This window comes from Microlunatus sp. YIM B11417 (assembly GCF_059617205.1).
In genome coordinates this window covers 81,375-94,869 of record NZ_JCAMPJ010000001.1, presented here as the reverse complement: position 1 = coordinate 94,869, position 13,495 = coordinate 81,375, and the positions used below count along the sequence as shown (strand labels likewise).

The window sequence follows — 13,495 nt, the reverse complement described above, 5'->3', positions numbered from 1 at the left end:
TCGTCACCCCGCCTCGGCCAGTACGCCGATCACGCGGTCCTGGTCGGCCTCGGTCAGCCGGTGGTACAGCGGCAGGATGAGCGTGTGGTCGGTCAACCGCTCGGTGACCGGCAACGGTCCGGTGATCAACTCCTGGTGCGGAGGCTGCCGATGCGCGGCCATGATTCCGCGGCGCGCCGAGATCCCGTGCTCGGCCAGTATGATCAACAACTCGTCCCGGCCGAGCGGGAACTCCGGGCCCACCTCGACCCAGTACGACTGGAAGTTGGTCGTCCCCCATTCCGGATCGGTCACCGGCCGCAGGCCGTCGATCCCGGCCAGCGCGTCGGCATAGCGGGCGGCCAGCGTGCGGCGGCGTGCGATCAGATCGTCCAGCCGGCCCAGCTGGACCAGTCCGACCGCCGCCTGCAGGTCGGTCATCCGGAAGTTGAAGCCGACGTCGACGTAGCTCTCGGCCGGCGCCAGCACGGAGGCGTGCCGGTCGGCAGCCGAGACGTCCATCGCGTGCTCGCGGAGCCGCCGGGCCCGGTCCGCCCAGTCCCGGCGCGGGGTGCTGAGCATGCCACCCTCACCGGTGGTGATGATCTTGCGCGGGTGGAACGACCAGGCCGCGACGATCGCCGACGCACCGACCGGTTCCCCGCGGTACGTCGAGCCGGCGGCGCAGGCGGCGTCCTCGACGACGACGATCCCGCGCGGCTCGCAGAGGGCTCGGAGTTGATCAAGATCGACCGGGACCCCGCCCTGGTCGACCGCGATCACGGCCCGGGTCCGCGGCGTCAGCACCTGCTCGACCGTCTCCGCGGTGAGGTTGCCGGTGGCGGCGTCGACATCGGCGAAGACCGGCCTCGCGCCCACGTAGCGCGGCGCGTTGGTGGTCGCGATGAACGAGAACGACGGCACCACCACGTCGTCGCCCGGACCGATCCCGGCGACGATCAGAGCCAACTGAAGGGCCGTCGTGCAGGACGTGGTGGCCACCGCGTGACCGGCCGAGAACCGTTCCACGAAAGCGTTCTCGAAGGCCGCGACGCGTGGACCCTGCGCCACCCAGCCGGAGTTGATCACCTCGGTGACGGCGTCGATCTCGGCCTGTCCCAACTCCGGCAGCATGACATTGATCCGGGACAGTGCGGTCTGCGTCATCTCAACTCACCGGCACCGGCTCGGCGGAGTCGATCTCGGCCTTCTCGGCCCGCCACCAGGCGACCAGCCGGCGCAGCCCCTCGGCCAGCCCGACCTCGGCGCCGAAGCCGAGGTCCTGCGCAGCGGCGACGGTGCTGGCCAGCCTGCGGCTGACACCGTTGACGGCCCGCTGCGGCCCGAACTCCAGATCCAGCTCCGAGCCCATCGCTGCCAGCAACGCCGTCGCCAGCCCCCGCAGCGACGTCTCGACCCCGCTGGCGATGTTGTAGACACCGGCGTCCACGTCACTGAGCGCGGCCAGCACGTTGGCCCGGGCGATGTCGGCGGTGAAGACGAAGTCCATCGTCTGGCTGCCGTCGCCGAAGATCATCGGCGGCTGACCGGCCTCGATCCGTTCCATCCAACGGACCAGGACCTCCGTGTAGAGGCCGTGCACGTCCATCCGCGGCCCGTACACGTTGAAGTAGCGGAGTGCGACGAACGGCAGCCCGGTCATCGCGTGGTAGCTGCGCAGGAGGCCCTCGTTGTACGTCTTCGCGGCGCCGTACAACGTGTCGTTGTGGTACGGGTGCTGCGTCTCTGTGGTCGGGAACTCGTCGGCCAGCCCGTACACCGAGGCCGAGGACGCGGCGATGATCTTGCGTACCCGGTGCCGGGCGGCCGCCTCGACCACGTTGAAGGTGCCGTCGACCAGCACCTGGTGGGCCAGCCGCGGTTCCTCGGCGCACTGGGTGATCCGGATCGCGGCCTGGTGGAAGACCAGGTCGCAACCCCGGGTCGCCGCGTCCACCTGGTCCACGTCCCGGATGTCGCCGATGATCAACGTCAGTCGAGGGTCCGCGGCCGCGTCCGCGAGGTTGGCCTCACGCCCGCGGACCAGGTTGTCCAGCACCCGCACCTCGGCCGCGCCGGCCGCCAGCAGCTGGTCCACCAGGGTCGACCCGATCGTTCCGGCGCCGCCGGTGACCAGGGCGACCGATCCCTCGATCGGGTGGGGGTTGGTCATACGTACTCCTTGATCATGGTCGCTGAGAGATCCCGCACCTGCGCGGGTGCGCCGGCGGCGGCGAGGCTCGCCGAGGTCGCCTCCAAGATCGACAGCACCCGCAGCCCCGCGGTGCCGTCGGTGCTCGGCTCGCGTTGCTCGGTGATCGCCGCGGCGAACTCGGCCACCATCGAGGCCAGCGCCTCCCGCTCGCCGAGGGCGGGAGCGACCATGTCGCCCATCCGGTACGACACCGCGCGGGCCGTCCGCTCGCCGACGTCGGCGGCCGGCCCGGTCAGGTCGACGCCGCGGTCGTACACCGAGATCCGTTGCTGCGGGTTGAGATCGTCCCAGACCAGGGTGCGCCGGCTGCCGCCGATCACCACCTGCCTGATCTTGGTCGGGGACAGCCAGTTGACGTTGACATGGGCCGAGCCGCCGGACGGCAGCGGCATGGTCAGGTAGCCGACACAGGCCCGGCCGGTGCCCAGCGGATCGGCACCGACGGCCGAGAGCGAGTCGGGTCGGAGTCCGCCCGGCAGCACGAAGTCCAAGATCGACAGGTCGTGCGGCGCGAGGTCCCAGAAGACGTCCACGTCGGGCTGGACCAGGCCGAGGTTGATCCGGGTCGAATCGACGTACAGCACCTCGCCCAGCTCACCGGCCTCGATGGTCTCCCTGATGTAGCGCGCGGCCGGCGTGAAGCAGTACGTGTGATCGATCATCAGGACTCGGCCGGCCCGCCGGGCACTGTCGATCATCAGCTCCGCATCCGCGGCACTCTCGGCCAGCGGTTTCTCCACCAGCACGTGCTTTCCGGCCGCAAAGGCGGCCAGGGCCAGCGACGCGTGGGTCCGGGCCGGGGTGGCGATCGCGACCGCGTCCAGGTCCGGGCGGGCCAGCAGCCGGTCCACCGACGTCTCGACGTCGACGGCGGTCCGGCTGCCGATCACCCTGCGCGCCCTGTCCTCGTCGAGATCACAGACGGCGACCAGGTCCCAGGCGGGAGAGGCGAGGAAGTTCCGGATCAGGTTCGGCCCCCAGTAGCCGGCGCCGATGACGGCGACCCGTGGTGCTGCCGCCGTCATTGCGGAACCACCATGATCACGTCGACCCAGAAGTTCGTTGCGGTGGTCGCGGTCGGCGCACCGGAGGGATAGCGGTAGCCACCGCCCGTTGCGGGCACCGTCAGCGGTCCGGCGGTGTACTCGGAGGCGAACTGTCCCGCGGTGACCGCGTACCGGCCGGCCGGCGCGTAGTAGCTGGCCAGGTAGACCTTGTTCGCGTCGATCTCGACCGGGGTGTCGAGGGCGACCACCCGCCACCCGGTGCCGGTGGGCGAGTCGGCGGTGCCGGTACCGAGCCGCGTGCCGTCGGCGGACCACAGCGTGACCTTCGCGCCGGTGTTGCCCGGGCCGGCGTAGAACTTGATCGCCGTGATCACGCCGGCGGTCGAGCTCTCGAAGCGAACACCGACCTCGACCGCCCCGGTGTCGTCCCAGGCCGCGGTCTGTGGCGTCGCCGACTCCGGGAACAGGCTGAACTGCTGCCCGGACGGCGGCCGGGCGGACGTCGTGAAGGTCCAACTGTGCGGTGCCGACATGGCCACCCCGGACACGTTCTTCGCGGACACCGACGCGGTGTAGCCGGTCGTGTAGGCGAGCGGGTCGGCCGGCCGGAAGGTCGCCGTCCGGGTGGCCGCGTCGTAGCTGGTCTGCCCGCTGACAGAGGCGCCGCCGGTGACCTTCAGACCGAACTGAAGGGTGGCCGGGTCGATCGCGCGTTGGAACCGAGCTGTCACGGTGCTGCCGACCTTGGTCAGGGTCGACCCGTCGGTCGGCGACGTCTCCGCCACCGAGGGTGGGGCGGTGTCGCCGTCGTCGAACACGACGTCGACGTAGTAGTGGCTGTTGCCCCAGCCCTCATTCGGGAACCGGTCGGAGCCGTAGCCGTACACCCCGCCGGAGCCGACCGACTGCAGCGGCGGGTTGACCACCGGCTCGTCGAAGAACCCGGAGGCAGCGGCGTAGTGCCCGTTGGGCGCGTAGTAGCTCGCCACGTACTCCGTGCCGGCCTGGATCTCGACCGAGGTGTCGAACTTGGCGACCTGCCAGCCGGGCGGGCCGTCCGTGAAGGTGAGTGTGGCCAGCCGTTCGCCGGTCGCCGACCACAACGAGCCGCGATGCGTTCCGGTATTCGCCGTCGCCCGGTAGTAACGCAGCCCGGTGACGTACCCGTCGACGGTCGACTTGAACCGCAGGCCGAGGGTGACCGCTCCGCCGTCGCCGGCGTCGGCCGTCTTCGGGACGGTACTGGTCTCCAGCAGCGAGCAAGGACAGCTGCCGACCCCGGAGGTGGTGAACTTCGTCGTGTACGGCGACTCCATCGGCACCCCGGACGGGCTGCGCGCCCCGCTGACCGTCACCGTGTAGGTGGTCCCCCCGGCCAGCGCGGCGGTCGGTTTGAAGATCGCCTCGTTCGTCGCCGTACCGCCGGCCATCGCCCCCGCGACGGTCGTGCCGTCGGGCCGCTGCACCTTGATCACCGCCGATCCGGGCTGGATCATGCCTTCGAACGTGACCCGGACCTGCGACGACACCGGGACGGACCTGGCCTGGTTGCCCGGCGACACCGCGACGACCACGGGGCGGGCGTCGGGCGAGGTGTGGAAGACCGGATCCACGAAGTAGTTGGTGTTGGAGGTGTAGGTCGGCGCGCCGGTCGTGCCGTAGCGATAGCGCCCGGCTCCCTCGTCGGTACGCAGTGGCTCCCGTACCCGCGGCGCGGCCAGGCCGCCCGACTCCGCCGAGTAGCCGCCGTCCGGTGCGGTGTAGGAGGCGACATAGGTCGTGTTCGCCTGGATCGTCACCGGGGTGGTGAACGTCGCCAGCTGCCAGCCGGCGGTGCTTTCCGTCGTGGTCTTGGCCGTGGCCAGCCGGTTGCCCGCCTCGGTCCACAGCGCAACCTCGTGCGGGCCCGAGTTGCCCGAGGCCTTGTAGAACCGGACGCCACTGATCTGGCCGCCGGTCGTGGACCGGAACGCGACACCGAGTTGGACCAGGGAATTCTCAGGATCCGGCGGCCCGGTCGGGTTGGTCCCGTCGTCGTACAGGGTGCAGGGACAGATTCCCGGCGTTGCGGGAGGTTGCGCACTGGTGAAGGACCACTGATACGGCGCCGGCATCGCCTGCCCGTCGGTGGTCTTGGCGGTCGCTGTCGCCGTGTACCGGGTCTCCGGCGGCAGGCTCTGCGTCGGACGGAAGGTGGCCTTCCGCGCCGAGTCCTGGGTCACCGTGCCGGCGACCTGGCCCCCCGCTCCGTCCCGAAGTGTCACCACCACCGAGGCCGGAGCGACGTCACGGGAGAACGTGAGCTTCAGTTCCGTTCCGAACGGCACCGAGGTCTGCCCGTCGAGCGGCGTCGCGGCGGAGACCGCAAGGGGTGTGGTGTCGGTGGGTGAGTAGATGGCGTCGACGTAGTAGTTGCTCTGCTGGAAGCTCTCGCCCGGGAAGCCGTCGTTGGGCGCGAAAACCCCATTGGCGGCGGTACCGCCGCCGGGTGCGGTCATCGCACCCGAGGTGAAGTTCCGATAGGAGAAGAAGCGCAGATCAGCCGCATAGCCGCCCTTCGGGGCGAAGTAGGCGGCGACGTACTCTCGGCCGGCGACGACCGGGACCGCGGACGAGAAGGTCACCGTCTGCCAGCCGGTCGCGGTCTCGTTGCGGAAGGTCGCCGTGGCGAGTTCGACACCGTCCGCGTCGTACAGGGTGCCGGTGTGTGTGCCGGTGTTGCCCGGTCCCTTGTAGAACCGGATGCCGGTGATGAAGCCGGCTGCCGCGACCGTGAATCGGGTGCCGAGGGTGACCGCGGCCGTGTCATCCGTGCTGGCCGTGGTCGGTGTCGCCGCGCCGAACAGACTGCACGGGCAGTCGGAGTTGATGTTGATCTTGGTCGGGCTGGGCTGGATGTTCCCGGAGTCGTCGATCGCGCGGACCTGGATCGCCCCGGCCCCACGACCGAACAGGACTCCGGTGTAGCTGTAGTTCTCCCGGCCCTCGGCCGGGTGCCAGCTGACGCCGCCGTCGACCGAGACCTCGACCCCGCCGACCCGGCCGCCGACGTCGGTCGCCTTGCCCTTGACCGTCACCAGGCTGCCGTGGCCGATCGTGCTGTTGGCGGCCGGAGCGGTGATGGTGGTACTCGGCGCAGTCTGATCGGTCGACGTCGTGGATCGGACCAGGCCGGCCTGGATCGTGCTCGCCAGGGCACCCATGTCGGCCAGGATGTTGACCGTCGCCTGACGGATCCGCGGGTCGACCGGCTCGACCTCGCCGTCGTGATTGATGTCCAATCCCCAGGCCCACTGAATCGTCCCCGCGGAAAAGACCAGGGCGCCGCTGGCCGCCCGGTATTGGGTCAGGTGGTGCGTCGTCGTACCGGGAGCTACGACATTTCCGAAATCCGATAACAACTCCGGAGTCGGGCCCACGGTGGTCGACATCCGGATCAGTCCGGCCGGCCGAAAGCCGTTGTCGCGATCCTCGTTCGATTCGTACCCGACGGTGTGCTTGGCCAGGGTCGCCGTCGAACCGGCGGCCAGCTCGGTCAGGGACGTGTTCCGCCAGAGCCGCAATTTCCCTTCTTCGGCATTGACCTTGATCGGAAGATCGGTCGAATTTGCCTGATAGAGGGTGCCGGTGAGCTCATTCTCCGGACCGTGCCCGAGATCTCCGAACCGAGGATCACGCCAAGTCGCCGTAGGAGTGACCGGATCGATCTTCGTATGGGCCCAGGTGTCCTTGTAACAGATCAAGGTCCGGTTAGCCGTGTTGGTGCCGTCCTGGGACGGCTCCCACCGGGTCTTCCAGTAGACCTCGTTGCCGGAGAAGAAGGCGAGGTTGGTGCCTGCGTCCCGGGCGGCCTCGACATGGTCCCGCTGGGCCTGCGACCAGTACTCGTCGTGCCCGACCGAGAGGAACGCCTTGTGCTTGGTGATCAAGGCCGGGTCGAGGTGCGTGTCCAGGCCGGAGACATAGGAGACGTCGTACCCGTTCGACTCCAGGAACCTGATCATCGGATACTCGTTGGCGAACAGGAAGTCCCGGCCGTTGACCAGGCCCCGGGTGTTGAACGGGCGGTTGTAACTGACCTTGTACGCCCGGCCGTTGTCCTTGCCCCAGTAGAAATTCGAGCCGCCGTACGTGTTGTACGCCTGCCAGGTCGTGTCCGACGTCTGGAACAGCACGTCGGACGTGTTGCCGTCCTTCCGGACGATGAACGGGATGTGCGAATCGCCCTCCGTGTCGGACCGGATCAGCCGGGCGATGTAGACCCCGGAGACCGCGTCGGCGGGCACGTCCCAGGAAGCCGAGACGGCCCAGGTTCCGCAGTCGTAGATCTCCGTCGCCGGGTCTGTCGCACAGGCCGGCTGTCGTTGCGGGAGCGCCGTCCGCAGCGTGCCCGCGCCGACCTCGCGGGCACCTGCGCCACGGTAGTAGCCGAGCCGATAGATCTTGACGTCGTAGTCCCGGGCGTCGGTGTCGATCTTGAACTCGACCCGGGTTCCCACGTTGACGCTGATCTTGGTCGCGAATCCTTGAATGGAGTCATCCCCGATTCCGTCGATGTCCCATTCCTCGCGCGGCGTACCCTCCTTCTGGTTCTCACAGACGATCGCATTTCCCGTGCAGGCCGCCCCCGCGGCCGGCAAAGCAGTGGCAACCACCGCAGACATTCCGAGTGCCAGCACAAGGACAGCCACCCAGAAGCGGCTCACCGAATTCGGGCATGCGCGAATCACGGGTCGTGCCATGAGAACTTCCCCCGATATCCCCCGTCGGCCCGTCTCGCGGACCAGATTTCCCCCCGTCGACGGCGGTGCATGACGCCTCGGCCGTCGAGCAAATGCAATCTAACCCTGCGCCCTCAGGACCCGCTCGACCGTGACCAAAACGTGATCTTTGCTTCTTGCCGCGTTCATCGGCGCCGCGGTGAAGAGTTCACCTGAACCGATTCCGGCCCGCACGGCCGAATCCGTGCTTATGATCTTGAACGGGTGTGTGCCGGGCCGGTCAGGGGGGCCAGCCCGGCACTGGCACCCGGAGGAGCACTCACCATGGCCTCGTCCAGGCTGGCATTCATGATCATCTTCGCGCTACTGACGGTCGCCGGCTGCAGCCAGCCCGACCCGGTGGTGTCCGGTCCCGAGCCGAGCGGCAGCTCGCCGGCACCGCGGACCACCGCAGCCCCGGAGCCGAAGTCGAAGGAGGTCCGCAGCGACCTCAAGTCCGGCAAGCTCAGCCGCCGCCTGGACACCGACGACCTCGAACTACGAGTCGAGTACCGGACGTCGTTGCCGGTGCGGGAATGGACCGCGGGGGCGACGAAGCCGTTCCGGGTCACCGCTTCGGCCCGCACCCCGGGCGCGGACAACCAGCCGAAGATCTATCTCTCCAAGTTGACGATCGGCATGGATGCACGCGACGACACCGAGCCGGTGGAGGCGCCGGCGCCCGTGGTCGACGAGGCCTCGATCGTGCCCGGCTTCCTGGTCTCCGACCCGGCCTCCTACGGGCAGGAGTTCTTCCTGCCCGCCCTCCCGCCGGGCACCAGGATGCTCACCCTCCGGCTCCGCTACGAACTCTTGATCGCCTCGCCCGGATCCTCCCCCCAGGAAGAGCGGGACTATTCGCGGCGAACCGTCACCGACCTCCTGGTGGTGCCCATCACCGCCCCGTGAGGGCGCCGAGATCGATAACGAAAAGGTTGCGGTCACCGGATTGCCGATCCGGTTGGGGTCTGCGTACGATGAGCCAGCAAGGCCCGGGAACCGGTGTGATGACGGTCGCACAGGGGAACGGGTCGAGTTTGTGAGTCGGCGGCTCGACCGCTGGTTCGCATGGAGACTCGGGGGACTATCCATGGTGAACGCGTCCAGTTCGACGTGTTCCATTTCGTTGCCCTGTTCAAGCTCCGCCGTGTTGGCGTGGCCTGGATGAGGGGCCGGGAAGCTCGACGAGTCCGCAGGCTGCGTACGGTGGTCGGGCTGAGACCGCGGGGCAATCCGTAGACGCCCCCCACCCCGTCCGGATGCCCGACGGATCACGCCGTGGGCCTTCAGCGCCCGGGCCGCCCGACCGCCGTACGCTCTCCTGAAAACGCCTGATCTCCTCGTTCTGCGGGATTTCCGCGGAACGTCTCGACCGCGCCCCGATTCCGGGTTACGCTGCATTCGCCTGGAGATTCGGGGGATTCGCTCAGGCGTTCCTCAGCTTTTCGGCGTCGCGCCCTGCGCGCCCGGACGGCTGAGCCTTCGAACGTCCCGCACCTCCTGGCACGCATGATTCTGACCCGTCGGGGGACGGGGGCTTTCGGGGGAAAGTTGGGGGGACATGACTGTAGTCGAGCGCGTTCTCGCGCCCGAACGGACGGATGACGGGGCTGGGGGGCACAAGCCTGAACCAGATCGAGAACCGCGGCGGGGGCCGCGATTCCTGGTCTGGAGCCGGCGCTACCTCGCCGCGTTGATCTTGGTCGACGCCGTGGTCGGCGTGGCCAGTCTGCTGATCGGGCACGCCATCACGGGCGCACATTATGAACATCTGCCTGAGCTGCTGCCGCTCGTGCTGGCCGCAGCCGTGGTCTGGCCGGTGTCGATCGCGTTGAACCGGGGATACCTGCGCCACAACATCGGCGTCGGCAGCGACGAGATGCAGGCGACGGCACGGGCCGGCATCGCCGTCATCGTGCTGGCCGCCGTGCTCGCCGAGCTCCGGCAGGCGCACGGGGTGCTGGGCATGGTGCTGGTCGCCGTGCCGATCGGCATCGTGCTGACCGTGATCGCCAGGTTCGCCGCCCGCAAGGTGCTGCACCGCCGGCAGCGGGCCGGACGCAACGTGAAGGCCGCTCTGTTGATCGGCCACACCGGGTCGGTCCATTCGCTGGCCGAGGTCTTGCAGCGGGAGGCGCACGCCGGCCTGCGGATGGTCGGCGTCTGCGTACCGGCCGAGGAGGTGCCGCTGGCCCGCGATCTCGGACTGCCGGTCTTCGGTGATCTTGATCAGGCGGCCCGGCTGGCCCGCGACCTGGACTGTGAGGCGGTCGCGGTGACCACCGGCGAGCAGACCAGCCGGGACTATCTGCGCCGACTGGCCTGGTCGCTCGAGGGCGCCCGGATCGAGTTGCTGGTGCACCCCGGCCTGGTCGAGGTGGCCGGCCCGCGGATGCACATCCGGCCGCACGTCGGGCTGCCGCTGCTCAAGATCGAACAGCCGCACTTCACCGGCTGGCGCCGGCTGGTCAAGCGGGGCGCCGACCTGATCATGACCGTGTTCGGCCTGGTGATCATCAGTCCGCTGATGATCGCGCTCGCGCTGGCGATCAAGCTGTCCGACCGGGGTCCGGTCTTCTTCCGGCAGACCCGGGTCGGGCTGGACGGCAGCACCTTCACCATGTGGAAGTTCCGGTCGATGCACGTCGACGCCGAGGAGCGGTTGGCCGCGCTGCGCGCCAGCCATCCCGAGGTGGGCCTGATGTTCAAGCTGCACGACGATCCACGGATCACCCGGGTCGGCCGGTTCCTGCGCCGCTACTCGCTGGACGAGCTGCCGCAGCTGTTCAACGTGCTGACCGGGTCGATGTCGCTGGTCGGGCCCCGGCCACCGCTGCAGTCCGAGGTCGACGCGTACGAACACCACGCACACCGGCGCCTGCTCGTCACGCCGGGCCTGACCGGCTTGTGGCAGGTGAGCGGCCGCTCCCTGCTCAGCTGGGAGGAGACGGTGCGGCTCGACCTCCGCTACGTCGAGAACTGGACCCTGACGCTCGATCTGTTGATCTTGTGGAAGACGTTCTTCGCCGTCCTGGCGAAGCGTGGCGCCTTCTGACCGGGATCGCTCCCTGACCGGCCCGCTTCGTTGATCACCCTCGCGGCGGGCCGATCAGTCGTGTCCCGGCAGGCAGCCCCAGCGCCGCCGCCACCGCGTCCGGCAGCGCCACCGCCGAACCGGCCAGCCGGTCCAGTTCCGCCGGGTCCGGCTCCGCACTCCCGGTGAGCAGGTTGGTCCAGTCCGGATCCTTGGCCGAGGCCAGCGCGCCCGGCGTCCGATAGACGGTGATCGTCTCGTTGTCGTCGCCGCCCCAGGCCGCCATCCGCTCCGACTCCAGCCCGCCCGGCGCGCTGAACAGGTTGCCGTCGACGGTGACGTTCATCGCGTCCAGCGGCACCCGGGTCCGCTTGTCCAGCCCGTAGAACTGGAAGCCGGGGTTGTCGCCGCCCGATTCGCCGGCGAACACGTTGTTGATCACCGTCAGGTCCTGCAGCTGCCACGGGCAGGTCGGGTCCGGCACCGGGTGCCGCGGGTCCCGGCCGACCGGATGGGTGGCCTGCCGGCGCTCGTCCTGGGTCAGCCCGATGTCCCAGACCGTCGTGCGCCTGATCACGTTGTTGGCGATCACCACCCGGCCGGTGTTGTAGAGGGTGATGCCCTCCTTCGGCCCGCTGATGTCGTTGCCGGCGATCACACCGGTGTCGGACAGTTCGGCGACGATGCCGGTCGGCCCGTCGTCGGTACGGATCGTGTTCCGGGCCAGGGTGAACCCGACCACGCTCTCGTCCAGCCAGATGCCGTTGACGCCGAGGTTGCGTTCGAGCAGGCTGCCGGTCACCGTGATGCCGCGGCTGCGGCCGATCTTGATCCCGGCCGCGGCCGGCGCGGGGTTGAAGTGCTCGGTGTTGTTGCCGGTGATCAGCGAGTCCTTGATCAACAAGCCGTCGGCGTACGCGGCGTGGATGCCGACCATGCCGTTGTCACGGGAGGTGACCCGGTCGATCAGCACGTTGCCGGTGGCCACCGAGATGCCCTGGGTGGCGTTGTCCTCGACGACCAGTTGCTCCAGCACGCTGCCGCCGGTACTGCCGCCGAGATAGATCGTCCCCATCTGCGGCAGTGAGGTCGCGTACCGCCGGATGCCGAGGCCGCGCAGCGTCACCTGGCCGGACACGACGACCGCACGGCCGAGCACGCTGGCCCGCACCTCCCGGCCGGACGGGTCGGTGCCGATGATGATCAGGTCGGCGTCGTAGTCGGCGGCGAACTGACCCGGGCCCGGAGCGGTGCCGGCCGGGAGCTGGACCAGCGGCTCGCCGTCGACGAACACCATGTCGGGATGGGCGGCCATCGGGTACTTCGGATTGACGAACCCGCCCTCGTTGGAACCCTCGGTGTGACTGGCCCAGGACGAGAACTCGGCGGGCAGCGGCGCGGTCCAGGTGCTGCCGGCCGGGGTCCAGTGGGTCAGCGGCGCGCTGCCGTCCAGCCAGACCGCCTCGCTCGGATAGGGCTGGATGGTCAGCCGCTTCGAGGGCGGGACGTGGACCTGTTCCGGATAACTGCCGGCGCGCAGGACGATGGTCGCCTCGGCCGGTGCCACGGCGATCGCCCGGCCGAGCGAGGCCAGCGGCGCCGCCTCCGAGCCGTCGGCCGCGTCGGAACCGTACGGGGCCACGAAGATCGCACCGGCCGGCACCGGATAGGCCGAGCCGCCGACCGGCACCGCCCCGGCCTGGCCGGACGCGGCGGGACCCGGCGTCGGGTCGACCGACCGGGACAGTTCCGCGCCGGAAACCTCATGCACCCGTACGGTGGTCGGCCTCGAGTCCCGGGCCAGGTAGCCGCGGAACCCGACCGTGCCGGCGGTACGGATCCGGCCGGCGTCACCGTCCTGCCGGACCAGCCAGCGGCCGGGCAGCCGATCGGCGGGCTGGACTCGCACACCCACCTCGACGGGCTGATCGCCGACCAGGTACGCGGCCAGCGCGAGCCGCTGGCCGGCGGCGACCCGGACCCCGCTGTCGGCGACCGGCCCGATCCGGGTCTCGCTACCGCCGGACTGCCGGCTGACGCCGAGCGAGACCGTACCGTCGGGAGCGATGGTGGCCGTGGCCAGATAGCCGCCGTCGTCCTGCTGCCGGAACAGCAGGCTCACCGAGACGCCGTGGCCGTCGGCCGGCAGCGCGGGCAGTTCGATCACCGCGCTGAGCCGCTGATCGGCCGTTCGGACGTCCGGCAGCCGGGCACCGATCGCCGAGGCCGGCCGGGTCAGCCGCAGCTCCGCGTACCCGTCGGTGGTGCTGCCAGCGACCCGCACGGTGTCGCCCTCGACGACGTAGCGGCCGCCCTTCGCTGCCGTACCGAGGGCTTTGGCGGGAGCGCGATCGAAGTCATCGGTGAGGTTGACGGCCTCCGCGAAGCCCGGGATCTCGGCGGTCGCGGCGGGCGGTCCGACGAGCACCAACCCCGTCGCGAGGACGGCCACCGACACTGCAACAATCGCCGCATGCAGTCGAAGCCGGGGCAATCGGAT

At 69.6% G+C, this 13,495-nt stretch carries 7 protein-coding genes; 2 read left to right on the top strand and 5 right to left on the bottom strand.

Annotated features, from left to right (window positions below; translation table 11 throughout):
- Window positions 1-3 precede the first annotated feature (3 nt).
- The 4 genes from AC6CCG_RS00465 to AC6CCG_RS00450 are packed head-to-tail and all read right to left on the bottom strand — an operon-like array spanning window position 4 to window position 7,856.
- The gene (locus AC6CCG_RS00465) at window positions 4-1,146 is read right to left on the bottom strand and encodes a DegT/DnrJ/EryC1/StrS family aminotransferase (protein WP_496652463.1); all 1,143 of its coding nucleotides are present in this window, start codon (window positions 1,144-1,146) and stop codon (window positions 4-6) included.
- A gap of 1 nt (window position 1,147) precedes the next feature.
- The gene (locus AC6CCG_RS00460; protein WP_496652461.1) at window positions 1,148-2,152 is read right to left on the bottom strand and encodes an NAD-dependent epimerase/dehydratase family protein; all 1,005 of its coding nucleotides are present in this window, start codon (window positions 2,150-2,152) and stop codon (window positions 1,148-1,150) included.
- Window positions 2,149-3,219 carry a Gfo/Idh/MocA family protein gene (locus AC6CCG_RS00455; protein ID WP_496652460.1) on the bottom strand — a complete coding sequence of 357 codons (1,071 nt, stop codon included), beginning with the start codon at window positions 3,217-3,219 and terminating at the stop codon, window positions 2,149-2,151. The genes AC6CCG_RS00460 and AC6CCG_RS00455 overlap by 4 nt, the downstream gene beginning before the upstream one ends.
- Window positions 3,216-7,856, bottom strand: a complete 4,641-nt coding sequence (locus AC6CCG_RS00450) for a DUF4082 domain-containing protein (protein ID WP_496652459.1) — start codon at window positions 7,854-7,856, stop codon at window positions 3,216-3,218. Before AC6CCG_RS00450 ends, AC6CCG_RS00455 begins: the two co-directional genes overlap by 4 nt.
- 414 nt (window positions 7,857-8,270) lie before the next feature.
- Here AC6CCG_RS00450 and AC6CCG_RS00445 point away from each other — a divergent pair, with 414 nt between their 5' ends.
- Window positions 8,271-8,870, top strand: a complete 600-nt coding sequence (locus tag AC6CCG_RS00445) for a hypothetical protein (RefSeq protein WP_496652458.1) — start codon at window positions 8,271-8,273, stop codon at window positions 8,868-8,870.
- Between the two features lie 652 nt (window positions 8,871-9,522).
- Entirely contained in the window at window positions 9,523-11,016 is a 1,494-nt protein-coding gene (locus AC6CCG_RS00440; RefSeq protein WP_496652457.1) for a sugar transferase, read from the top strand.
- 34 nt (window positions 11,017-11,050) lie between these two features.
- On the opposite strand, the gene AC6CCG_RS00435 is transcribed toward AC6CCG_RS00440, so the two are convergent.
- Window positions 11,051-13,447: a right-handed parallel beta-helix repeat-containing protein gene (locus AC6CCG_RS00435; RefSeq protein ID WP_496652456.1), complete on the bottom strand. Its 2,397-nt coding sequence runs from the start codon at window positions 13,445-13,447 to the stop codon at window positions 11,051-11,053.
- Window positions 13,448-13,495 lie beyond the last annotated feature (48 nt).